Annotated in this window: 18 protein-coding genes; 4 read left to right on the top strand and 14 right to left on the bottom strand. The window is 72.2% G+C overall.

The features are described 5' to 3' along the window. Window positions 1–125: 125 nt before the first annotated feature. Window positions 126–371, bottom strand: coding sequence for a DUF2630 family protein (locus EMA17_RS37770; RefSeq protein ID WP_126641728.1), 246 nt, complete (start codon window positions 369–371; stop codon window positions 126–128). 251 nt (window positions 372–622) lie between these two features. Here EMA17_RS37770 and EMA17_RS37765 point away from each other — a divergent pair, with 251 nt between their 5' ends. After that, complete coding sequence (locus tag EMA17_RS37765) at window positions 623–3,091, top strand: DNA gyrase/topoisomerase IV subunit A (protein ID WP_126641727.1); 2,469 nt, start codon at window positions 623–625, stop codon at window positions 3,089–3,091. A gap of 110 nt (window positions 3,092–3,201) precedes the next feature. Here EMA17_RS37765 and EMA17_RS37760 read toward each other — a convergent pair whose 3' ends face one another. Then, window positions 3,202–3,675: an HD domain-containing protein gene (locus tag EMA17_RS37760; protein WP_126641726.1), complete on the bottom strand. Its 474-nt coding sequence runs from the start codon at window positions 3,673–3,675 to the stop codon at window positions 3,202–3,204. A 114-nt stretch (window positions 3,676–3,789) separates the two neighbouring features. On the opposite strand from EMA17_RS37760, the gene EMA17_RS37755 reads away from it, so the two are divergent. Next, window positions 3,790–4,719 (top strand): ferredoxin family protein, encoded by a 930-nt coding sequence (locus tag EMA17_RS37755; RefSeq protein WP_126641725.1) that lies wholly within the window; start codon window positions 3,790–3,792, stop codon window positions 4,717–4,719. Here the strand turns inward: EMA17_RS37755 and EMA17_RS37750 are convergent. From EMA17_RS37750 to EMA17_RS37740, 3 genes are all read right to left on the bottom strand, one after another. After that, window positions 4,713–6,326: a monocarboxylic acid transporter gene (locus tag EMA17_RS37750; RefSeq protein WP_126641724.1), complete on the bottom strand. Its 1,614-nt coding sequence runs from the start codon at window positions 6,324–6,326 to the stop codon at window positions 4,713–4,715. The genes EMA17_RS37755 and EMA17_RS37750 overlap by 7 nt on opposite strands. Next, the gene (locus EMA17_RS37745; RefSeq protein WP_246127163.1) at window positions 6,323–6,703 is read right to left on the bottom strand and encodes a DUF485 domain-containing protein; all 381 of its coding nucleotides are present in this window, start codon (window positions 6,701–6,703) and stop codon (window positions 6,323–6,325) included. Before EMA17_RS37745 ends, EMA17_RS37750 begins: the two co-directional genes overlap by 4 nt. 406 nt (window positions 6,704–7,109) lie before the next feature. Next, window positions 7,110–9,230: a DNA gyrase/topoisomerase IV subunit B gene (locus EMA17_RS37740; RefSeq protein WP_126641723.1), complete on the bottom strand. Its 2,121-nt coding sequence runs from the start codon at window positions 9,228–9,230 to the stop codon at window positions 7,110–7,112. Between the two features lie 386 nt (window positions 9,231–9,616). On the opposite strand from EMA17_RS37740, the gene EMA17_RS37735 reads away from it, so the two are divergent. Next, window positions 9,617–9,847: a DUF7455 domain-containing protein gene (locus EMA17_RS37735; RefSeq protein WP_020555816.1), complete on the top strand. Its 231-nt coding sequence runs from the start codon at window positions 9,617–9,619 to the stop codon at window positions 9,845–9,847. Between the two features lie 142 nt (window positions 9,848–9,989). Here EMA17_RS37735 and EMA17_RS37730 read toward each other — a convergent pair whose 3' ends face one another. The 6 genes from EMA17_RS37730 to EMA17_RS53460 all read right to left on the bottom strand — a co-directional run bounded on the left by EMA17_RS37730 (window position 9,990) and on the right by EMA17_RS53460 (window position 18,127). Continuing rightward, window positions 9,990–10,784, bottom strand: coding sequence for a S1 family peptidase (locus EMA17_RS37730; RefSeq protein ID WP_246127162.1), 795 nt, complete (start codon window positions 10,782–10,784; stop codon window positions 9,990–9,992). A gap of 222 nt (window positions 10,785–11,006) precedes the next feature. Beyond that, a complete protein-coding gene (locus EMA17_RS37725) occupies window positions 11,007–12,596 on the bottom strand; it encodes an RNA polymerase sigma factor (protein WP_443093129.1) in 1,590 nt (529 codons plus the stop codon). Window positions 12,597–12,872: 276 nt separating this feature from the next. Beyond that, the gene (locus EMA17_RS37720) at window positions 12,873–14,528 is read right to left on the bottom strand and encodes a SpoIIE family protein phosphatase (protein WP_126641721.1); all 1,656 of its coding nucleotides are present in this window, start codon (window positions 14,526–14,528) and stop codon (window positions 12,873–12,875) included. Window positions 14,529–14,839: 311 nt separating this feature from the next. Continuing rightward, window positions 14,840–15,694 carry a FadR/GntR family transcriptional regulator gene (locus EMA17_RS37715; protein ID WP_246127161.1) on the bottom strand — a complete coding sequence of 285 codons (855 nt, stop codon included), beginning with the start codon at window positions 15,692–15,694 and terminating at the stop codon, window positions 14,840–14,842. A 166-nt stretch (window positions 15,695–15,860) separates the two neighbouring features. Continuing rightward, entirely contained in the window at window positions 15,861–16,625 is a 765-nt protein-coding gene (locus tag EMA17_RS37710) for a hypothetical protein (RefSeq protein WP_126641720.1), read from the bottom strand. Then, window positions 16,622–18,127 carry an ABC transporter ATP-binding protein gene (locus EMA17_RS53460; RefSeq protein WP_218043202.1) on the bottom strand — a complete coding sequence of 502 codons (1,506 nt, stop codon included), beginning with the start codon at window positions 18,125–18,127 and terminating at the stop codon, window positions 16,622–16,624. Before EMA17_RS53460 ends, EMA17_RS37710 begins: the two co-directional genes overlap by 4 nt. A gap of 188 nt (window positions 18,128–18,315) precedes the next feature. Between EMA17_RS53460 and EMA17_RS37700 the strand changes: the two genes are divergently transcribed. Continuing rightward, entirely contained in the window at window positions 18,316–18,768 is a 453-nt protein-coding gene (locus tag EMA17_RS37700; protein WP_126641719.1) for a hypothetical protein, read from the top strand. Between the two features lie 94 nt (window positions 18,769–18,862). Here the strand turns inward: EMA17_RS37700 and EMA17_RS37695 are convergent, their stop codons facing one another. From EMA17_RS37695 to EMA17_RS37685, 3 genes are all read right to left on the bottom strand, one after another. Beyond that, complete coding sequence (locus EMA17_RS37695; protein WP_126641718.1) at window positions 18,863–19,570, bottom strand: NUDIX hydrolase; 708 nt, start codon at window positions 19,568–19,570, stop codon at window positions 18,863–18,865. Between the two features lie 248 nt (window positions 19,571–19,818). Continuing rightward, window positions 19,819–21,816 carry an amylo-alpha-1,6-glucosidase gene (locus tag EMA17_RS37690; protein ID WP_126641717.1) on the bottom strand — a complete coding sequence of 666 codons (1,998 nt, stop codon included), beginning with the start codon at window positions 21,814–21,816 and terminating at the stop codon, window positions 19,819–19,821. An 81-nt stretch (window positions 21,817–21,897) separates the two neighbouring features. Then, entirely contained in the window at window positions 21,898–23,241 is a 1,344-nt protein-coding gene (locus EMA17_RS37685; protein WP_126641716.1) for a DUF4192 domain-containing protein, read from the bottom strand. Window positions 23,242–23,914: the final 673 nt, after the last annotated feature.

Genomic DNA, 23,914 nt, shown 5'->3' with positions numbered 1-23,914 from the left:
GCCCATCCGTCCTCTCCTGGAGGGTGACCGCCGCGACGGCGGCCACCCTCACCCTAACGACGCGCGGGACCCGTTCGACTCCCACGCGCGGGGCTGTTCGCGACGGGCGAAGCGGGGCGTGCGGGCTACTGCTGGTAACCCTCGACCTGGCGCGCGGGACGCGCCGCGGCCGTCCCCGGATCCGCGCCGGCGTCGCGCAACGCCTGACGCTGCCTCAGCAAATCCCAGCACCGGTCCAGTTCGGCCTCCACCTCCGCGAGCCGCCCGTGTTCCTCGTCGGTGGTGAGCGCGCCTTGCGCAAGTCGGTCGCGCAGGGCACGCTCCTGCTCGACCATGTCGGTGATGCGGTCGCGGATCTGCTTGTCGTCCATCGCGCGGAACCCTTCTTTCTCCTGCTCGAACGGCGGCCGGGAACTGCGGCACAACCGTGGGCCAAAGGGCTGTCCTTCCCCCCTCGCACGGCCCCCAAGCACGCTGTCACCCGGGTCGATGCACTCACATGTCGCACCGGCGCGCCACAATGGGCACGCCGTGCGGGCCGTCCCCGGCCGCGCCGCCCTCGGGCGGACACGGGAGACACGGCCCGGCGCCGGCCCGAAGAAGCAAAGGAGCAACGCCGCGCATGGCCCGCCGTAGTACGAAAACCTCCGGTCCGCAGCCACCCGACGACTTCGAGGAACGCATCCTCGACATCGACGTCGTCGACGAGATGCAGGGCTCCTTCCTGGAGTACGCCTACTCGGTGATCTACTCGCGGGCACTGCCGGACGCCCGCGACGGGCTCAAGCCCGTGCATCGCCGCATCCTGTACCAGGCCGCCGAGATGGGCCTTCGCCCCGACAAGGGCTACGTCAAGTGCGCCCGCGTCGTGGGCGAGGTGATGGGCAAGCTGCACCCGCACGGTGACGGCCCCATCTACGACACCCTGGTGCGCATGGCGCAGCCGTTCTCGATGCGCCTGCCGCTGATCGACGGCCACGGGAACTTCGGCTCCCTCGGCGGCGACGACCCGCCCGCCGCGATGCGCTACACCGAGTCCCGGCTGTCCACGGCCGCGATGTTGATGGTCGACTCGATCGACGAGGACGTCGTCGACTTCGGCCCCAACTACGACGGCCAGGAGCAGGAACCGGGCGTGCTGCCCGCCGCGTTCCCGAACCTGCTCGTCAACGGCGCGTCCGGGATCGCGGTCGGCATGGCGACCAACATGCCGCCGCACAACCTGGTCGAGGTGGTCGCCGCCGCCCGGCACCTGATCCGCCACCCCACCGCCGACCTCGACGACCTGATGCGCCACGTGCCCGGCCCCGACCTGCCCACCGGCGGTCGCATCGTCGGCCTCGGCGGTGTGCGCGACGCCTACGAGAAGGGCCGCGGCACCTTCAAGATCCGGGCGACCGCCACGGTCGAGTCGGTCACCGCGCGCCGCAAGGGCATCGTGGTCACCGAACTGCCGTACAACGTCGGCCCGGAGCGGGTGATCGCCAAGATCAAGGAGCTGGTGCAGTCCAAGAAGGTCCAGGGCATCGCCGACCTGAAGGACCTCACCGACCGCTCGCACGGGCTGCGCCTGGTCATCGAGATCAAGAACGGCTTCAACCCCGAGGCGATCCTCCAGCAGCTCTACAAGCTGACGCCGATGGAGGAGACGTTCGGCATCAACAACGTCGCCCTGGTCGACGGCCAGCCGCTCACCCTCGGGCTGAAGGAACTGCTCCAGGTCTACGTGGACCACCGCTTCGAGGTGGTCCGCCGGCGCAGCGAGTTCCGCCGCCGCAAGCGCCAGGAGCGCCTGCACCTGGTCGACGGCCTGCTGGTCGCGCTGATCGACATCGACCGCGTGATCGAGCTGATCCGCTCGAGCGACAACTCCGCCCAGGCGAAGGAACGCCTGATGGAGACCTTCTCGCTGTCCGACATCCAGGCGTCCTACATCCTGGACACCCCGCTGCGCCGGCTCACCCGGTTCGACCGGATCGAACTGGAGGCCGAGCAGGAGCGGCTGCGCGCCGAGATCGCCGAGCTGACCAAGATCCTGGACGACGACAAGTTGCTGCGGAAGGTCGTCTCCGACGAGTTGGCCGCGGTGTCCAAGAAGTACGGCACGCCGCGCCGCACGGTCCTGCTCGAATCGGCCGACGTCCCCGCCGCGGCGGTTCCGCTGCAGGTCACCGACGCGCCGTGCACGGTCCTGCTGTCCTCGACCGGCCTGCTGGCGCGCACCTCCACCGGCGGCCCGCTGCCGCCCGAGGGGGGCCGGGCCAAACACGACCTGGTGGTCTCCTCGGTCGCGGCGACGGTGCGCGGCGAGGTCGGCGCGGTCACCAGTACCGGCCGACTGCTGCGGATCAACGTGGTCGACCTGCCCGCGCTCCCGGAGACCGCGACCGCGCCGAACCTGGCCGGCGGGGCCCCGCTGTCCGAGTTCGTCTCCCTGGAGTCCGACGAACGTGTGGTGTGCCTGACCACGCTCTCCGCCGATTCCCCCGGGCTCGCGCTCGGCACCGCGCAGGGGGTGGTCAAGCGGGTCGTGCCGGACTATCCGGCCAACAAGGACGACCTCGAGGTGATCGCCCTGCGCGACGGCGACTCGATCGTGGGCGCGGTCGAGTTGCGCACCGGCGAGGAGGACCTGGTCTTCATCACCGACGACGCGCAACTGCTGCGCTTCCAGGCGTCCATGGTCCGGCCCCAGGGCCGCCCGGCCGGCGGCATGGCCGGCATCAAGCTCGGCGACCGGCAGTCCGTGCTCTCGTTCACCGCGGTCGACCCGGGCGCCGACGCGGTGGTGGTCACCGTGGCCGCGTACAGCGGCGACGCGCTGTTCGGCGCGGAACACGGCACCTGCAAGGTCACCCCGTTCGCCGAGTATCCGCGCAAGGGCCGGGCCACCGGCGGGGTGCGCTGCCAGCGCTTCCTCAAGGGCGAGACCACGCTGCGCCTGGCCTGGGCGGGCCCGGCGCCCGGCCGCGGCTCCGACGCCAAGGGCCAGCCGGTCGAGTTGCCCGCCCCGGACCCCCGTCGGGACGGTTCGGGCACCCCGCTGGCCAAGCACGTCGAAGTGGTCGGCGGCCCCCCCGGCACGGTCTGACCGAGGAGCCCGCCCCACGGGCCGGCTCCCACGAAACGGCCCCCGCGGCGTCCCTCGCCGCGGGGGCCTCTCCCGTTCCGGGGCGTCCCGACCGCGGTCGGGACGCCCGCTCAGCGCGCCGCGAACTCCTCCAGGAGTTCGATCGAGCGCGCGTACTTCTTGCGCAGTCGCACCTGCGTCGCCGGGTCGAGCTGACCCAGACGCGCCTCGGACCGGTTGTCCGCGATGTCCGCCCGCTTGACCACCAGCGCGATCGGGTTCGCGGCCGCGCGGGCCATGCTGCGCTCCAGCGGCTCGCCCGGCAGCTTGGACAGCGCGATCACCGCGACCACCACCTGCTCCGGCACCCCGGCGGCGCGCAGATCGTCCGCACCCACCGGCGTGTCCTCGATCACATCGTGCAACACCGCCGCCATCCGCGTGTGGGTCCCCTCGACCTCCCGCATCACCCGCAGCGGGTGCGTGATGTACGGGTGACCGCCCTTGTCCAACTGACCGTCGTGCGCGGCCCTGGCGAGCGCCACCGCGTCGTCCAACGTGAAGCCGGCTATCGCCGCGCTCCCGTCGGTCCGTCCCTGGGGCATGGCCGCCTCCCATCGTTACCGTGTGCAACAACCGTACCGGGATCACCCGATCGTGGCGCTCGGGGCGGGACCGATCCGCTGGTCGCCCCCGTCGCGGCTGTACCGTGCACGGTCGTGGAAACCTGCGTCTTTCTCTCGCACGAACTGGCCGAGCCGATGGCCGGCACCGCTCCCACCACGCGCGGATGGTTGCTGATCGAGCATCCCGGGCCGTGGGCGGCGAAGGCGCTGGTGGACAGCCGGGGCCTGGCCGACGGCGTGGGTCGCGAACTGGAGGCGCGCGCGGCGCGGGCGGGCTTTCGCGCGACGCTGATCCGCAGGCCCGACGAGGGCGGCGCGCGGGCCGAGGCGGAGCCGGCCGAGTCCGACACGCCGCGCACGGTGTTCCTGGCCTGGACCGAGCCGGGCGCGACCTGGTTGCGCCGACTGCGCGTGAGCGACGTCGCCGAGCTGCTCGCCCACGACCTCGGCGCGCTCGCCGGACCGGTCGAGCCCTCGGTGGGCGAACCGGTCGCCGAGCCGCTGATGCTGGTCTGCACGAACGGCAAGCGCGACCGCTGCTGTGCGGTCGAGGGCCGCCCACTGGCCGCGGCGCTCGCCACGAGCTTCCCGGAGGCCACGTGGGAGGCCACCCACCTGGGCGGGCACCGATTCGCCCCGACCGCCGTGGTGCTGCCCCAGGGCTACCTGTACGGCCGCCTGGACCCCATCGCGGCCGGCGCCGTGCTCACCGCCGCACACCGCGGCGAGATCGCGCCGGAGCACTGCCGGGGCCGGGCCACCTGGTCCCGGGCCGGCCAGGCCGCCGAGCTCGCGGTCCGGGAGGAGTGCGGCGAGCGTCGGGCCGACGCCCTGTCGGTGCACGACGAGCGGGCCGAGGACGACGGCGGGTGGACCGTGCTCGTCCACCACGTCGACGGGCGCCGCTGGACCGTCGTGGTGAACCCGCGCGAGGAGGCCCCGGCCCGGCCGGAGAGCTGCGGCAAGGGCGGCGGCCTCCCGACCAGCATGCGGGCCAGGGTGGCGGCGGCCTCGCGTCAGTAGGCGCCCGCCCCGGTCAGCGAACGCACCTCCATCTCGGCGTACTTCGCCGCGTCCGCCTCCTCGTCCGAGCGCAACGTGCCGATCCAGCCGCACAGGAACCCGATCGGGATGGACACGATCCCCGGGTTCTCCAGCGGGAACCAGTGGAAATCGACGCCGGTCACCAGCGGCGTCGTGCCCCCGGAGACCACCGGCGAGAACAGCACGAGCACCAGCGCCGAACCGAGCCCGCCGTAGATCGCCCACACCGTGCCGTTGGTGTTGAACCGCCGCCAGAACAGCGTGTAGAGCAACGTGGGCAGATTCGCCGAGGCGGCCACCGCGAAGGCGAGCGCGACCAGGAAGGCGACGTTGAGCTTCTGCGCGGACAGGCTCAGCCCGATCGCGATCCCGCCGATCACGATCGCGGACAGCCGTGCCGCCCGCAGTTCGCTCTTCTCGTCGGTCGCCTCCTTGCGGATCACGTTCGTGTACAGGTCGTGCGCGAACGACGCCGAGGAGGCCAGGGTCAACCCGGCCACCACCGCCAGGATGGTCGCGAACGCCACCGCCGCGATCACCGCGAGCAACACCACGCCGCCGAACGTGTCCGGCCCGCCGCCCAGTTCCTCCGCGAGCAGCGGCAGCGCGGTGTTGCCCGCCGCGTTCGACTTGCGGATCCGGTCCGAGCCGAGCACCGCCGCCGCGCCGAACCCGAGCACGATGGTGAGCAGGTAGAACGTGCCGATCAGCCCGATCGCCCACATCACCGAGTGCCGCGCGGCCCGCGCGGTGGGCACCGTGTAGAACCGCACCAGGATGTGCGGCAGCCCCGCGGTGCCGAGCACCAGGGCGATCGCCAGGCTGATGAAGTCCAGCCGACTGGTCAGGTTCTTCCCGTACTTCAGGCCCGGCTCGAGGAACTGCTGCCCGTGGCCGCTGGTGTGCGCGGCGGTGTGCAGCAACTCGTCGAGATCGAAGTGGAAACGCCACAGGACCAGCAGGGTCATCAGGATCGCGCCGCCGAGCAGCAGCACGGCCTTGACGATCTGGATCCAGGTGGTGCCCTTCATCCCGCCGAAGGTCACATAGACCACCATCAGCGCGCCGACCCCGACGATCGTCCAGGTCTGTGCCGAGCCGCCGGTGTCGCCGAGCAGCAGCGCCACCAGCGTGCCCGCGCCGACCATCTGGGCGATCAGGTAGAAGATCGAGACCACGATCGTCGCGGCGCCGGCGGCGGTGCGCACCGGCTTGCGGCTCATCCGGAACGCCACCACGTCGGCCATGGTGAACCGACCGCAGTTGCGCACGAGTTCGGCCACGAGCATGAGCACGACCAGCCACGCGACCAGGAAGCCGATCGAGTACAGGAAGCCGTCGTAGCCGAACAGCGCGATCAGCCCGGCGATACCCAGGAAGGACGCCGCCGACATGTAGTCGCCCGCGATCGCGAGCCCGTTCTGCGCGGCGGAGAACTCCCGCCCGCCGGCGTAGAAGTCGTTGGCCGTGCGGCTGTTGCGGCTGGCCCACACGGTGATGCCGAGGGTGATCAGCACGAGGACCACGAACAGCAGGCCGGTCAGGCCGCGATGGCCGGCGGCGACCGCCAGGTGCGGGCCGGTCATCGGAACATCTCCTGGGTCTCCCAGCGCAGGTTCAGCGCCGCGCGGTCGCGCTTGGCCCGCGCGTTGCGCGCGTACGCCCACGTGATCAGGAACGTGCTCGCGAACTGGAGCAGCCCGAACGCCAGCGCGACGTTGAACGCGCCCAGGATGCGGTGCGCCATGAAGTGCCGCGCGAACGTGGACGCGAACACGTAGAGCAGGTACCAGGCGAGGAAGGCCAGCGACATCGGGAAGACGAAGTCGCGGTAGCGGCGCCGAATCTCCTGGAACTCGGGGCTCGCCTGCACGCGCAGGTAGATCTCCGCCCGCGGATCCGGCTCCGGGTCGCCGAACGGCACACCCAGGGTGGGTGTGGGTCGGTACGAACTGGTCGTCACCGTAGCTCTCCTCGTCGATCGCCGAACCGCGCGATGCCTCCCGGTCCGAGCGCCGACACAGGCGTTCGATGGGACTGGTGTTCAGCATGGTCAGCGGGCGCGGGCCGCACGGCCAGGTTCTGCGCGATTCACCTGTACGGATGAATCACCGGCACGGCCGCACTCCTGGCTCCGCCATGCGTCGTGGAATCGTCTGGCCAACGAGAAGTCGAGCTCTCCCGATACGGGAAACCGGTCGGTCACACGCCAATGAGTGACATTCGTCCTTCTATCGCAGATATACGGATTGTTTGGCCCGGATGTCCTGATCATGAAAGAGCCGGGCCCGGTGGGACGAATCCCACCGGGCCCGGCGTGTGTGCGTCGAGGCGCCGCGGACCGGGATCCCCGGTCCGCGGGCCCTCGATCAGACGTCGATGCGCGACCGGTCGAGCAGCGACGCGGAGTTGGTGATGAACTCCTTGCGCGGCGCGACCTCGTTGCCCATCAGCAGGTCGAACACCCGCTCCGCCGCCTCCAGATCGCCGAGGTTGATCCGACGCAGGGTGCGGTGCCGGGGGTCGACCGTGGTCTCCGCGAGCTGATCGGCGTCCATCTCGCCCAGGCCCTTGTAGCGCTGGACCGGGTCCTTCCAGGCCACGCCCTTGCGCTCGAATTCGAGCAGCGTGCGCCGGAGTTCGCCGTCGGAGTAGGTGTAGACGTACTTGTCCTGGCCCTTCTTCGGCCGGGACAACTCGATCCGGTGCAGCGGCGGGACCGCGGCGAACACCCGACCGGCCTCGACCATCGGGCGCATGTAGCGCTGGAACAGGGTCAGCAGCAGGCAGCGGATGTGCGAGCCGTCGACATCGGCGTCGGCCATGAAGATGATCTTGCCGTAGCGGGCCTGGTCGATGTCGAAGGTGCGCCCCGAGCCGGCCCCTATCACCTGGATGATCGCGGCGCACTCGGCGTTCTTGAGCATGTCCGACACGGACGCCTTCTGCACGTTCAGGATCTTGCCCCGAATCGGCAGCAGGGCCTGGAACTCCGAGTTGCGGGCGAGCTTGGCGGTGCCGAGCGCGGAGTCGCCCTCGACGATGAACAACTCGCTGCGGTCGACGTCGTCGCTGCGGCAGTCGGCCAGCTTGGCGGGCAGCGCCGAGGTCTCCAGGGCCGTCTTGCGACGCTGGGCCTCCTTGTGCTGCCGCGCGGCGATCCGGGTGCGGGCCGCCGAGACGACCTTCTCCAGGACGGCGCGCGCCTGCGCCTTGTGGTCGCGCCCGGTGGAGGTCAGGAACGCCTTGAGTTCCTTGGACACCACGTTCTGCACGATCCGCGCGGCGGCCGAGGTGCCCAGCACCTCCTTGGTCTGCCCCTCGAACTGCGGCTCGGCCAACCGAACGGTGACCACGGCGGTCAGCCCCTCGGTGGCGTCGTCCTTGGTGATGTCGTCCTCGGCCACGCGCAGCAGTTTCGCCGAGCGCAGCGCGTCGTTGACCGTGCGTCGCAGCGCCTGGTCGAACCCGGCGACGTGGGTGCCGCCCTTGGGGGTGGCGATGATGTTCACGAACGAGCGCAGGGTCGAGTCGTAGCCGGTACCCCAGCGCAGCGCCACGTCGACGCCCAACTCGCGCTGGACCTCGGTGGGCACCATGTGTCCCTGCTCGTCGAGCACGGGCACGGTTTCCTTGAACGTGCCGGAGCCGGTGAAGCGCAACACGTCGCAGAGCGCGCGGTCGGGAGCGAGGTACTCGCAGAACTCGCTGATCCCGCCGGAGTAGTGAAAGAGCTGTTCGTCTACTTCGCCCTGATTCGCCCCATTACGCTCGTCGCGAACAACAAGGGTCAGTCCGGGCACCAGGAACGCGGTCTGCCGGGCCCGCGCGTGCAGCAGTTCGAGGTCGAGGGCGGCGTCCTTGAGGAAGATCTGCCGGTCCGCCCAGTAGCGGATCCGGGTCCCGCTCTTGGCCTTGGCGACCTTCTTGATCCGGCGCAGTCCGTTACCACTGCTGAACGGAGCGTCGGCACCGAGCGTGGCGAACTCGCCGGGCACGCCGCGGCGGAACGAGATGGCGTGGGTGTGTCCGCCGCGGTCCACCTCGACGTCGAGTCGGGCGGACAGGGCGTTCACCACCGACGCGCCGACGCCGTGCAGGCCGCCGGACGCGGCATAGGAGCCGCCGCCGAACTTGCCCCCGGCATGCAGCTTGGTCATGACGACCTCGACACCGGACAGGCCGGTCTTGGGCTCCACGTCGACGGGAATGCCGCGACCGTTGTCCCGAACCTCCACCGAGCCGTCCGCGTGCAGGAACACCTCGATCCGGTCGCCGAAGCCCCCGAGGGCCTCGTCGACCGAGTTGTCGATGATCTCCCACAGACAGTGCATCAGGCCCCGACTGTCGGTGGAGCCGATGTACATGCCGGGGCGCTTGCGGACCGCGTCCAGACCCTCGAGGACGAGGAGGTGCCGTGCGGTGTAGTTCGAGTGGTCGGGCTCGCCCGCCAGGAGCGCGGTGGACTGCGCGGTCGTCTGGGCGGTCACGCGGTGCAACTCCTCGCATGTAGTCGAGTAGTCGGATCGCCGCGTACGCGTCGATCCGTACGGCGCGTTCGCGATGTGTCGAACCCACGGAAGTGGGCCCGGTGATCACCCTCGTCGCGCCGGAGAGCAAGGCTACCGGGGCCGGAAGACAGCCCGGCGACGGCTCGCCGCCGCATACTAGCCGGCATCCGAACACATCTTCGACCACCCGATCGGGTGGCCGGCATGAACCGTACGCGCACAGGGCACGTCCTATGCACAAGGAACGAGTTGCAAAAGGGGTGTGCCGAGAAGCTGTTGAACATGACACGATCACCCCGGGAACGTTCGAGGCTGATTTGATGTTGGACATCGATGAAGGCTTCGTCGAGTAGAGAAGAGGCGACGTGAATTCGGTTCTGACACCCGCCAGTCCGTTGACGGCCGCCGACCGTTGTGATCGGTGCGGCGCCCAGGCATACCTTCGGGTTGTCCTTTCCAGCGGCGGCGAACTGCTGTTCTGTGCGCACCACGCCCGCAAGTTCGAGCCGGAACTTCGGAAGGTGGCCGTGGAGATACAGGACGAGACCGACCGCCTCACGGCGGTCCCCGTTACCGCACCGGACGACGACAACTGACCAGACAGCCGACCCTCTGAGATCCCGACGAGCAGACATCGCGCCGATGGCGGCCACCGAGGTGGCCGCCATCGGCGTCTGTCCCTGCGCACCCGCCCGCTTCAGGAACGGTCGTTCGGGTCCGAAACGTGCGTGATATCCCTCACAATCCGGCGGCATCCCGGATGTCTCGGACGAACGCGGCGACCCGGGTGTACACGCCCGGCTTGCCGGCCAGCGCACATCCGTCGCCCCAGGACACGATCCCGGCGACCCGGCCGCCGACCAGCAGTGGTCCGCCGCTGTCCGCGCTGCACGCGTCCTTGCCGCCTCGCTTCTCCCCCGCGCACACCATCGACGCGGCGTCGTAGGTGCCGTACCGCCCGCCCGGATACGCGGTGGCGCACGCGGCGTCGGACACCAGCGGCACGGTGACCTGCCGCAGCGTCGGGGAGTAGTCGCCCCGTCCCGTGGTGTCACCCCAGCCGACCACCGTCGACGGGGTGTCGGCGGCGTACACGTCCTCGTCCGCGCCGACCAGCGACGCGCCGGCCGTGCTCAGCGGCTCTTCGAGGGTCAGCACCGCCCAGTCGCCGGAGATCCGGCCGGCGTCGAAACCCGGGTTCACGTACACCGAACCGACCGCCACCTCGCGGCCCGCGGTGGTGCGCAGATCCGTCCGACCCTGGATCACCTTGAGATCCGGGCGATCGTCGCGTTGTCCGTTCTGATCGAACATGCAGTGCGCGGCGGTCAGCACCTTCGTGGGTGCGATCAGCGTGCCGCCGCAGAACTGCCCCGATCGCGCGGAGCCGTACTCGGCACGACTGGAGAGGGCCACCGCCCACGGATAGGTCGCGGTGTCGGCGGGCGACCCGCCGACCACGCCGCGCGGGGGCCCGGCGGGCGCGGAAGGCGCGGCCCCCGTCAGGACTGCCGCAACCACGATCGCGGCCAACGCGGCCGTCGATCCTCGTGTGTACCGCCGGAAACTGCTGCGTTCGTTCCGCTCGGGCGCTCGCACCATCATGGGGAACCTCTCGCCGGCTACCGTCAGGTAGTCTCCGGTGCCCAGGCGTGACGATCGGGAACCCTTCGCCCCGGCGAACGGGTGACTGATTCGCGTCCGCACACACGAAGGCCCCGGATGGTGTATCCGGGGCCCGGTCCGTCGGTCGGGTCAGTCGAGGTAGTCGCGCAGCACCTGGGAGCGGGACGGGTGGCGCAGCTTGGACATCGTCTTCGACTCGATCTGCCGGATGCGCTCGCGCGTCACCCCGTAGACCTTGCCGATCTCGTCCAGCGTCTTGGGCTGACCGTCGGTGAGCCCGAAGCGCATCGACACCACACCCGCCTCGCGCTCGGAGAGCGTGTCGAGCACCGAGTGCAGCTGCTCCTGGAGCAGGGTGAAGCTGACCGCGTCGGCGGGCACGACCGCCTCGGAGTCCTCGATCAGGTCACCGAACTCGCTGTCCCCGTCCTCGCCGAGGGGGGTGTGCAGCGAGATCGGCTCGCGCCCGTACTTCTGCACCTCGATGACCTTCTCGGGGGTCATGTCGAGTTCCTTGGCCAGCTCCTCCGGGGTGGGCTCGCGGCCCAGGTCCTGGAGCATCTGGCGCTGCACGCGGGCGAGCTTGTTGATCACCTCGACCATGTGGACCGGGATGCGGATGGTCCGCGCCTGGTCGGCCATGGCCCGGGTGATCGCCTGCCGGATCCACCACGTGGCGTAGGTGGAGAACTTGTAGCCCTTGGTGTAGTCGAACTTCTCCACCGCGCGGATCAGACCCAGGTTGCCCTCCTGGATCAGGTCCAGGAAGAGCATGCCGCGGCCGGTGTAGCGCTTGGCCAGCGAGACCACCAGCCGGAGGTTGGCCTCGAGGAGGTGGTTCTTCGCCCGCCGGCCGTCCTCGGCGATGATCTCCAGTTCCATCCGGAGCTTGGGTTGCAACTTCTCGCCGGAGCCCAGCTTGTCCTCGGCGAACAGGCCGGCCTCGATCCGCTTGGCGAGGTTGACCTCCTGCTCGGCGTTGAGCAGCGGGACCTTGCCGATCTGCTTGAGGTAGTCCTTGACCGGGTCGGCGGTGGCGCCCGCGGCGGCGACCTGCTGGGCCGGCGCGTCGTCCTCGTCGTCGGAGAGAATGAAGCCCTTGCTCTCCGGCTCGTCGGGCACCGCGTCCTCGACGACCATGTCGGGCTCGTCGGGCAACTCCTCGGCGTCCGGCTCGGCTTCGCCGGCCTTGCCGGCCGTCTTCTTGGCGGCGACCTTCTTCGGCGCGGCCTTCTTGGCGCCGCCGCCGGCGGCGGTCTTCTTCGCGGCGGCCTTGCGCGGCGCGGCGGCGGCCGGCGCGGCGGCGATCGGGGCCGGGGCGGCGTTCTCGTCGGGTGTCGTGGCCCTCGTGGTCGGTTGCGCCGTGATGCCCGGCGCGGGGGCGGCCGGCACGGGGGCGGCCGCCGCGCGGTTGGTGACGACGGTCTTGGTCGCGGTGCGCTTGGCCGCGCTCTTCGCCGCCACGCTCTTGCGACTGCGCTTGGGTGCCGCCGAGTCCGCGGCACTGACCATGATGGTCACCCCCTCCTGGTCGAGGACCTGGTTGAGGCTGCGCAGGACGTTCTTCCACTGGGTGGCCGGAATCTGGTCGGCCTCGAACGCCTGGCGCACCTCGTCGCTGGCGATGTACCCCTGGGCCTCACCACGCTCGATCAACGACTTCACGTTGACGAATTCGGCGATCTCGGGCGGGAGCGAACGGGATGTGCTGGCCGACACAAACAACCTCTCGACGATCTGGACGGCGTCACGGCCTGGTGAACAGGCGGGCGCCGCCAAGCGAACGACACTCGGGCGGACAGCGCGTGGTTCCGGCAAACCGGTTGCACTCGAGTCAGCGCTTCGGCTTGTTTTGCTATTCCCGAACGGCTGCCACCTTCGTACTCATCGGGCCAGGCGAAGAAGTGTTACGCGCCCCTTCAGTGGCGCAGCTCACACGATTCCCCCTTGCGGCGCGCGCCACACCCTGTGTGAGGGATGTATGCGGGATGCGCCTCAATCGGCGCCGGTGATCCGCACCCCCAGGATGGTCACGTCGTCGTCGCGGCCCCGGTCGCCGATGAGTCCGTCGAGGATGGCCGTCAACAGCGGCTCCAGGCCCTCGTTGGCCCCTCTGGCCATCTCGACGAGGTCGTCCAGCCCCTCGTCGATGCCGCGACCGCGCGTCTCCACCAGTCCGTCGGAGAAGCCGATCAGGATGTCGCCGGGGTCGAGGCGCACGGTGTGCTGGGTGCGGTGTTCCGCCACCCCCAGGGGCGTGGACTCCTCGCCGATCTCGACCAGTCGGGACTTGCCGTCGGCCGAGACGACCACCACCGGCAGGTGTCCCGCGTCGGCGAGGTCGAGCAGGCCGGTGGTGGGGTCGACCACCGCGTAGACGAGGGTGGTCAGCGACTCGTCGTCCTCGGTGGCGGTGAACAACCGGTCCAGGCCGGTGAGTACGGCGGCGGGTTCGGGGTCGGTGAAGGCGAGCGCCCGCAGCGCCGAGCGCACCCGGCCCATGCCGGCCGCCGCGGTCAGCCCCTTGCCGATCACGTCGCCGACCACGATCGCCACCCGCCCGTCGGGCAGTTGGAACACGTCGTACCAGTCGCCGCCGACCTCGAAGTCGGGCGCGCCCGGCAGGTAGCGGAAGCCGAACTCGACCCCGGGCACCGCGGGTAACCGATCCGGGAGCAGGCTGCGCTGCAGGGCGACCGCGGTGCGGTGTTCGCGCTCGTACAGCCGGGACCGCTCGACCGCGAGCGCGCACTGCCCCGCGAACGCCTCCAGGAAGATCCGGTCGTCCGACCCGAACGCCCGGCCGTCGTCGAAGGTGTAGCGCAGCACGCCCAGCGGCGCGCCGGAGCCGACCAGCGGCAGGATCGCCCGGGAGGCGCCGGGGCCGTCGGCGCAGGTGTACCGCGCCACGCCGTCGGTGACCGCCGCCACCAGGTCCGCCGGCCAGTGCGCGGGCATGCCCCGGCGGCGGCCGACGGTGCGCTGCGCGGGCACGTTCGGCCAGGGGTACACCGGGGTGCTCTCGTCCAGGAGGTAGGCCTCCGAGCACACGGCGGCGATGCCGGCGCCGAGTTCGCCGACCGCGTCCTCGACCTCGGGCACGCTCAGGGTGCCGGCGATCCGCGCGGTCATCGCCTGCAGCCCGGCGGTGCGCCACTGCCCGGCGCGCAGCAATTCCTCGCAGCGCCGCTGCTCGGTGACATCGCGCACCACCAGCAGCACGCCGACCGCGGGGGCGTCCCGGTCGGCGGGGTCGGGAACCGGCAACCACTGTGCCTCGTAGGCCCGTTCGCGCCCTTCCGCCCGCTCCGACCGGCCCGGGTCGCCGGTGTCCACGGGATCCGGGGTGTCCGCGGCGCCGTCGGGGCCGGTCGCGTGCGGCTCGACGAGGGGTTGACCGTCGGCCAGCACCCGGGACAACACCGCCTCGATCCGCCGGCCCCGCGCGCCCGGGGAGACCTCGCCGGGACGGCTGCCGAGCAGGTCGGCCGCGCCGCGCCGATGCATCCGGGCCAGCGCGTCGCTGACCCGCCGACAGCGCAACCGTCGGTCGTAGAAGGCGAATGCCATGGATCCGTGGGTGCTCAAGGTGTCGAGCAACGCCGCGTCGATGTCCGCGGGCCGCTCGCTTCCGCCCTTGTCGTCGTTCATTGCCTCACAACCCCACCTGTTGGCAATCACGGGCCGGCGAGTCGGATCGAGTCAGATATCGAGAGTACGCACGCGAGCCGCCTCATCGGGAGGATTGCCCCGAACTCTCCCCGTCTCGTGTGCCACGTCGCGCACCGCCTCGCGAACTGCCGCGCGAAAGCGGGCGGGTCGGGGTCGGTCGTCGATCCGCGGGCAGGCCGCGGGGCGAGGAAGCGGACCGGGACCCGGGGCATACGCGCGCCCCTCCGTCGACCCCGGGCGGTGGGTCGGCGAAGGGGCGATGCGCGGTATCCGGGAAGCGGCGGCGCGGGTCATCCCTCGCGGGGGGCGGGGAACTGGCGGTCCACCTCGGGGTGTACCGCGAGCAGCGACCGCATGGCGGCCTCGGCGCACTCCCCGTCGCCGGCGGCGACCGCGTCGACCAGGCGCGCGTGCAGCGCGACCGACGCCTCCGACAGGTGTTCGCACCCGGCGACATGCCCGCCGGACACCTGGAGGGCGGCGGCCAGGATGCTCGCGAGGTGGTCGAGCATGCGGTTGCCGGCGACCTGGAGCAGCAGGCCGTGGAACTCGGCGTCGGCGCGGCTGAAGGTCAGCGGATCGGGCTGGGCCACCGCCCGCTGCATGATCTCCACGACGTCGCCGAGCCGACGGACGATCTCCGGGTGGTTGCGGCACGCGGCCATGTGCGCGGCCAGCGGCTCGATCCCCCAGCGCAGCTCGAACAGTTCGCGACGCTGCGAATCACGCTGCGGGCCGCACGCGCGCCACTCGATCACGTCGGGGTCGAGCAGGTTCCAGTCGCTCACCGGGCGCACCCGGGTGCCGACATTGGGCCGGGCGCTGACCAGGCCCTTGGCCTCCAGGACCCGGAGCGATTCGCGCACCACGGTCCGGGAGACCTCGAAGCGCTGGCCGATCTCCTCGGGCACCAGCGGACGTTCGGCGCCCACCTCGCCCGCGACGATCATCTGGCCGAGCTGCTGGACGAGTTGGCCGTGCAGGCCCCGCCCCCGGCCGACGCCGGGTTTGCGGACGGCTCGGGCCGGTTCGAGGTCGGGTCCGTCCCACACGTACGGCCGGCGGGACATCGGGTCGGTGCCGGCGGCGCCCGGCTCGCCGGCGCGGAACGCGTCGGCCGAGCCGCTCGCCGGGGCGTGGGTCATTGTCTGATGGGCAGCGATACTCACGCTCTCCATCTCGGCCTCGAACGGGTCGGGCTTGAGCCGCAAACCCGCTCCCGGCTGAAAAACACACGAAAGGGTGATCTACCTTGCGGGTCGATCGTCCGAAAGTGTGAAGCCCGCACAACCCCACGAAGCGGCCCCGTCCTCAGGCCCGCCGACGACGGAACGTCACCATCGCCAGTACGGCGACCACACCCGTGAGCCCGGCCAGAACCGCGCCGTCGACCAGCGTCGACCATCCGCCGCCACCCTCGCCGACCACGAGCATGCGGTCGGCGGCGCGGAACGGAAGGTGACGCACCAGGTCCCGCCGCTCGGGCGGAACGCCGGCCCGAATGGCCGCCGCGATCAGCCGTTCGGCGCCCGCGGGCAGCGCCGCGACGGCGACCGCGATCAGCGGCGCGCCACGGGACAACACCCCGACACCCAGGCCGAGTACGGCGGCGAGCACCACGTAGCCGACGAAGCCGACCAGGATCCGCGGCGCCGGCGGGTCGATCGCCGCGAGGTCGGGGAAGGTCGGACCGAACACCGCGCGGGCCGTGGCCAGATCGGCGCCCACCGCCAGGACCGCGACCAGCGCGGCGGCGAGCGCGGTGCCGACGACCTTGGCCAGGAACACCCGGTTGCGTCGCGGCAGGGCGAGGAAGAGCGTCGGCAGCGCGTCGCGACGCTGCTCCCGCGCACACGCCAGCGCGATCGAGAGCATGATCGCCGGGACCAGGACGGGGGTGTGGCCGGGGCCCGCGGTGAGCAGGTTGGCCACCTCGCCGGAGCCGATCGGCACGGCCCCGGCCTGGCGGACCGCCACCCATGTGCTCCCGGCGGCGAGCGCGATCAGCGCCGACGCGCCCCACCAGGTGGCGCGCAGGCTCCGGGCTCGCACGAGTTCGTACCGGATCGCGCTCATGCGCTCCTCACCTCGTCGGTCTGTCGGGCGCGGTCGGCGGAGCGCCAGGTGCGGGCGAATCGACGCCTCGGCGGACGCGCGGCCGGCGGGGCCTCGGGGGCGAGCGGTTCGACCGCCACGATCGGCTCGTCGAGCGGGCGTACCTCGGGCGCGGCCTCCGGGGCCGGTTCGGCGCCTCGGGGGTCGGGGGCGAGGGCCGCCCGGGGAAGGTCGACGCGGGTGGGGGTGTCGAAGCGGGGGGCCGACCGGGCGAGGGCGGACTCGGCGAGGGCTTCGGTGAGGTGATCCGTCGTCGTCATCGTCGGGGTGGTCTCGACGCGGTGTCCGGCGGGCGATCCGGGGGCGGGCGTAGGTGCGGGCGTAGGTGCGAGTGCGGGTGCCGGGTCGTGCGGGTGGGGGTTGCTCCGGACCGGGGCGTCCGTCCAGGCGAGGTCGTCCGTCCGGGCCGAATCGTCCGTCTGTACCGGGTCGGCGAGGCGTCGCGTCGCTCGGTCCACGCGTGTCGGTTCGGCGCGGTGACCCGTTTCGGTGCACACCGCGTCGGCGGGGTGCTCGGGCGGGTGGGCGGCGCGGTGCTCGGTCCGCGCCAGTTCGGTCGTGACGGCCGCCCGCTCGCGGCGGCGGGTGATCGCGTCGGCGAACGCGTCGCCCACGCCCGGCTCGCGTTCGGTCAACTCGTGCAGCAGCACGCCGCCGCGGAAGGCGATCTCGCCGACCCGGGCCCGATCCGCACCGATCGCGGTGAGCGTGGTGCCCCCGGGACGCGTGGTGTGTACCCCCTCGGCCCGCAACAGCGCGGACAGCCGAGCCACCTGCGGGGTCCGTACCGCGACCCCCGTGCGCACCCCTCGGCGCAGGAAGTCGGCGGCCGACTCGTCCGCGACCAGCCGACCCCGGCTGATCACCAGCACCCGATCGGCGCAGCGCGCGGTCTCGGCCAGGATGTGCCCCGCGACCAGGACGGTACGGCCCTGGGCGGCATAGGCCCGCAGGAAGTCGCGCAGCCATCGCACCCCCTGCGGGTCCAGACCGGCGGCCGGTTCGTCCAGGATCAGCGTGTCCGGGTCGCCGAGCAGCGCCGAGGCGAGCGCGAGCCGGCCGAGCGCGCCGGCCGAGAGCACCCGGGCCCGGGCACCGGCCACGGGCGTCAGGCCGACCAGGTCCAGCACCTCGTCCACCCGACGCGCCGGGATGCGCCCGGCCGCGGCGAGCATCCGCAGGTGCGCCCGCACACGCCGGCCGGGGTGGGCCGCGCCCGGGCCGAGGCAGGCGCCGACCACGGTGCCGGGGCGATGCAGTCGGCGATAGCGGCGGCCGTCGTACCGCGTCTCGCCGCCACCGCGTTCGAGGTCGAGCATCAGCCGCAGCGTGGTCGTCTTGCCCGCGCCGTTGGGCCCGAGCAGGGCGGTCACCTTGCCCGGCGGCACGTCGAAGGAAAGGTCGTCGACGGCCACGATGCCGCCGTATCTCTTGGTCAGCGCACGTGTCTGGATCATCGCCATCGCCATCGCTCCTGGTCATCCCGTGCGTGGGAGATCTTTGGATCTTTGGCAACATACCGGCGAAACCATAGTTTTCTCGGCATTTGCCCACGTATCGGCGAGCTGGGGAAAAGTCCCCCGAACCTGGACAGGTCACGGGGTGCGGGAGGACCATCGAAGTACCGCCGAGCACGTCTCTGGAGGTCGGCATGTCTCTTCCCGATCCGGGCGTCCTGGACGCCGTCCGCCGTAGGCGGAGCGACCTCGACGACGCGTTGTTGATCGTTCGTGACGGTCTGGTCGCCGACCGTGTGGGCCCGCGCCGGATGGCCGCGCTGTGCGCGGGGCTGCGGCAGTTGCGGGCCGATCTGTACGAACATGTCGCGGTCACCGAGGGGCCCGACGGGCTCTACGAGGAGGTGCGCCGCGCGGATCCCAGGTTCGAACCCACGGTGTGGCGACTGCGGGACGAACACACCCGACTCGGCCTGCTCCTCGACGACCTGCTCGCGGGCCTGGCCCACGACCCGCAGGACGCGGCCGACTGGCGGGCGCTGCGGCCCAGGGTGCTGGACCTGCTCGCCCAACTGGTCCACCACCGCAGCCGAGACGCCCAGCTCGCGTATGACGCGGTCGCGCTGGACTTGGGCGGACAGGGCTGACGGGGAGTGCGGGCGGGGGCAGGGGCGGGCGCGGCGTGTCGCGGGTCGGTCGCGCCGCGCGATCAGGGCTTGGCGATCGGGCGGGGCTTGGCGATCAGGCCTCGGGGCGCAACATCGGCGGGTTGAGCTTCTCCGCGGATCCGCGACGGAACAGTTGGGCGGGGCGACCGCCCTGGCGCGTGGTGGTGCCGCCGGTGGGCACGAGGAAGTCGGGGGTGCCGGTCACCTTGCGGTGGAAGTTGCGCGGGTCCAGTGCCACCCCCCACACCGACTCGTAAACCCGGCGCAGCTCGCCCACGGTGAACTCCTCGGGGCAGAACGCGGCGGCCAGGGAGGAGTATTCGATCTTGGACCGGGCCCGCTCGACCCCGTCCTCCAGGATCCGCGCGTGGTCGAACGCGAGCCGACCGCCGTCGCCCAGCAGTTCGCCGACCGAGGACCAACGCGCACCCGCCGCGTCTCCGCCGGGGCGCGGCGCGGGCAGGTCGGGGGCCAGGACCAGATAGGCGACACTGACCACGCGCATCCGGGGATCCCGGCCGGGATCGCCGAACGTGGCGAGTTGTTCGAGGTGCACGGGCAGCCGATCCAGCCCGGTCTCCTCGGCCAACTCCCGCGCCGCGGCGGCCTCCAGCCCCTCCCCCTCCCGCACGAATCCCCCGGGCAACGCCCAGGCGCCCTGGAACGGCGGCTCGCCCCGACGAATGGTCAGGGCACTCAGAGCGTGCTCGCGCACCGTGAGGACGACAAGATCCACGGTGACTCCGAAGGGCGGGAAGAGCGAGGTATCGGAGCGCGGCATGGAGCGATCCTAGTGCCCGAAAGCCACTAGCTGTCTGGCTGACGATAAAACCACCCGCAACCCCACCCTTCCCGCCGGCCCCTCGGACAACATCCGAACGCGCCCCGAAGCGGAGCGACGTTCCGCCGCCCGGATGCCCCACCGACGGGCGGGACGACGTATCGGACGAGGCAACGGCGTGGCGTCGCTCGGGGCCTGTGGCGCGGGATGCGGTGGGGGCGGGGATTCGGGGTGCTGACGAGGGTTGGTCATGTGGAGAATTGGAGGGACTCGGGGGCCTCTTCGACGATGGGTTGCCCGGTGCGGTTCACCCGGACCGTGAAGGGGTTGCCGGCGATGCGCAGGTCGCGGAGTTCGAGTTCGCCGATGTCCAAGGGGCCGCTCGGGCGCACGACGACGCGGCCGGTGGGGGCGTCGGGGCGGATGCCGGCGAAGGCGACCAGGACCGGCAGGATCGCGCCGGCCGCGCGGGCGAGGGGGCGGCAGGCCAGCGGGTGGGCCACCGGTGCGTGGCCCTCGACGCGTTGTTCGCCCGCGTGCATCTCCGGCAGCCGGTACTGGAACCACGGCGCGGCGTCGAGCAGTCCGGCGAACAACCGCTGCGCGGCGTGGGGATGGCCGGCCTCGGCCAGCCCGGCCACCGCCACGCACGTGTCGTGGGTGCGCACCACCCCGCCGCGCACGGCGAGCGGGTGATAGCCGGGCGTACGGGCCGAGGTGCCGCGCAGGCCCCAACCGCAGTCCAGGTCGGGCGCGGTCAGCCGGCGGGCCACCGCCTCGCTGCCGGTGTCGTCCAGGATGCCGCTGCCGGGCAGGTGCCCCATCGCCGACGAGGCCACCGGGATCGGCCGACCGCCGGGATCGAGCGCCGCCGCGTAGTACTCCCCTGCCGCGTCCTCGGCCCGGAACGCCCGGCGAAACGCCGCGGCCAACTGCTCGGCGCGCTCGCGCAACGCCGCCCCGCCCGGCAGGTCGTGCGCGTCAAGGAGGGCCGCCCCGTGCCGCGCGGCCTCGTAGGTCTGGGCCTGGAGTTCGCACGGCGCCGGCCCTGCGGGCCCCAGTCGTACGAAGTCGCCGGGCCGCTCGCCCAGCGTCCGGGTCAGATGGCCGAGCGCGCGGCCGAGCGCGGGCAGCAGCGCGGCGGTCTCGGCGGCGGGCAGCCCCCACCGCCACGCCTCGCCGAGCAGCGTGACGAACAGCGCGGTCGAGCCCGCGCAGTCGTAGCGCACCTGCTCGCCGCCCCGCCCCAGGGTGTGCGGGATGCGCCCGACCTCCTCGCCGACCCTCGGTCGCGACCGCACCCCCTGGCGCGACGCGAGCAACCGCAGCACGCCGCTCGCGAAGCGGGTGCCCAGGGGCAGCGACATCCGGGCCGTCCACAGCGCGTCGCGCCCGGCGGGGGCGAGTTGCCAGGGCGCGCCGACGGCGGGCAGCACCGCGGTCGGCAGGTCCGGATCGGGGACCACGAGCAGCGCCCGCAGATCGCGCAGGCCCTGATCGACCCAGGCCGCCACCCGTACGTCGTCGCAGCGCACCCGCGGCTCGCTCCACGGCGGTCGGCCCGAGACCGCGCGCGGGCCGGACCGGCCGGGCACCGGCTCGGCGAGCACGCGCAGTTCGACCGCCCACGAGCGGGCCGGCTCCAGCGCCACGTCCCAGCGCAGCGTCGCGGTGGCGGCGAGCGCGGTGTCCGGTGCGGGCTCGGACACCGCGCGCACGGACATGCCGTCCGGCGCGCTCCAGCCCAGGCCCGCCGCGGCGACCCGGGCGGGCAGTTCGGCCGGCCGGAAGCCGGCGCGCAGCGCGTCGAGCGGGATCAGGTCGGCGCCCAGCACCACCTCGACCGGGAAGCTCAGCGGCCGGCGGCCGGTGTTGCGCACCACGATCCGCTCGCGGCCGTCGGCGAACCGGGTGCGCTCGACCACCAGGGCCGGGTCGGGCGTGGTGTCCGCGGCGAATCGGCGCATCGCCAGGTATCGCACGGTCCCCGCGGCGACCACGTGCCCGGACAGCGGCTCCGGCTCGATGCCGCCGAGCGTCAGCACGTTGCGCGAGAGCGTGCGTCGCCCGTCGTGGTACATACCCTCCACGCCCTGGCCGCGCAGTTGCCCGTCGCGGCCGCTGATCACCATGCCCGGCGCGTCCACGCAGACGAGCGCGTCGTGCGCGACCGGATGTGGAATCGTGCTCACCGTCACCGCTCCCGCCTCCCCCTTCTCCCAGGTCCCACGCGGGGCCGTGGTCACGTCGGTCCACCCGGACGGCGGCGACGCGTCGGGCCGCACCGCACCCCCGCGGTCGACAACCGGCCCCCGGCCCCCCAACGCTCATGGCGCCCGGTTGGTCACGGCATCGCGGAAGATCCGCCGACGCACCTCGGCGGCGCTCAGCGGGCTGTTGATCGCCGAGTGCAGCAGCCGCGCCATGGTGTATCCGGGATCGGCACGCAGTGCCCCGGTCACCGCGACCCGAGCCAGCACGCCGTCGTGCGCCGTCCAGGCCGCCCACGCGGCGAGGGTGAGCGGCGGCGCGGACGCGGGCGCGAAGGCCCGACGGGCGAGCACGGTCCACAGCGCGAGCAAGGTGCGGTCGTCGGCCTCACCCGGCGTCTCCCCATGCCAGGCCATCACCTCGTCGCGCACCCGCGCGTCGCCGAGCCCCAACACCAGCCGCGCCGCCTCCTCCGGCTCGATCTCGGTATCACCGGCCCGAAACCGGACCCGATGGCCCGCCAACGCGATCAGCGTGCGCCCCGGCTCGAAGCCCGCGGAATCGCCACGCACGTCGGTGTACGCACGCAGTATCCGCTCACGCATCGCATACTCCGGCGGCCGGAACAGGCGCACCAGATCGGCCAACGAGGCCGGCTCGGGCAACCCGGCCCAAACCGCCGTGGCGGCCACGGTCGAATTACGCTCGGTCCGCAGCGGCGTGCCTTCCACCGGACAACACCGCACATCGGCACACCCATATGACCACCACCGCCCGGCGGTGACACAAACCGCCTCCCGAACCTCCACCCCGAGAGCCGCACACTCCCGCGCAATGGCGTCATGCAGGGGCCGCAGCCGCCCAACGGCCCCGGGCAAACCGCCGAGGGAGCCGGAACGCGACCCGGGCGCGCCCGGATCGGGGGCCGGCCGGTCGGTACGGCCGGAGTCCTGGAGTGGCGACCCGGAGGAGAACCCCGGAGCGGGTGAGACCTCGGGGGCTTCCGGGGCCCCCAGAGCCTCCAACGCCCCCAATGCCTCCGGGGCAACCGACCCGCCTGCCGCCGCGCTTCCTCCCAACGCCTCCGAAGCACCCGCTCCACCGGACGCGTCGGCCGCACGCGACGTCCCGGCGACCTCCGCCCCGCTCGCCCGGCCGCGCTCCCCGTCCGCGTATATCGCCACCGCCACCCCGCGTGCTCCGGTCCGCACCAGCAGGCGCGCGAAGTGCCGAGCGGCGTTCGCGAAATCGGCCGGCGCGGGAAGATCGTGCCGCAACACCGGCCCGACCCGGCTCCGATCCCCCGGCAGGATCCCGAGCAGCACCACACTGTCGGTGGGCCGCACGCCGATCAGATACGGCACGGCCTCCACCAGATCGGCGGGCGAGCGCACCCGCAGGACGGATTGCGGGGACATGGCCACGTAGGGCGTGCGGTCGAAGCCATCGGTGTCGTTCATGCATCGAGCCTGCGCCCGACACCCCTCCCGACCGAACACGGGCAACCAGACTGTGCACAACTCGACCCTTGTGGATCGGCGACTCGACAACCCCGAACCACAGCACCCCCACGGACAAGATCACACGAACCTCCGCCTCCGGCGGCCGCAGCGACCCCAACCGAAGTCACCAGGCCAACCGACGAACGACCCAAACCCCTGAAACCACAAGGCAAGCGGTCACCCAAGCCGAGTCCGCCGAGCACCCTTCCCGAACAGGTCGGGGTGTTTCCGGCGGGCGTTGGGTTTTGGGTCTCGGGTGGCCGGTCCGGGGCCGGCCCGGGTCGGTGGTGGTCCGCCGCCGGGGCGGGGGCTCCGAGACTTGGGGCCTTCGGCGAGACCGACGTCTTGCTCGGCGAAAAAGCGACCTGCAGCGGCCGGCAGACAGGGCGCTCGGGTCAGGTCCGCCGGGCGCGCGTTCCCGAGTGGGCCGGGTCCTCTTCGGCGGGCGTTGGGCGTTGGGTTGCGGGTGGCCGGTCCGGGGCCGGCCCGGGTCGGTGGTGAACCGCCGCCGGGGTGGGGGCTTCGAGGCTTGGGCCTTCGGCGAGACCGACGTCTTGCTCGGCGAAAAAGCGACCTGCAGCGGCCGGCAGACAGGGCGCTCGAGTTGGGTCCGCCGGGCGCGCGTTCCCGG

The organism is Embleya hyalina (genome assembly GCF_003967355.1).
GTDB classification, from domain to species: domain Bacteria; phylum Actinomycetota; class Actinomycetes; order Streptomycetales; family Streptomycetaceae; genus Embleya; species Embleya hyalina.
This window is presented reverse-complemented; position numbering and strand designations above follow the sequence as displayed.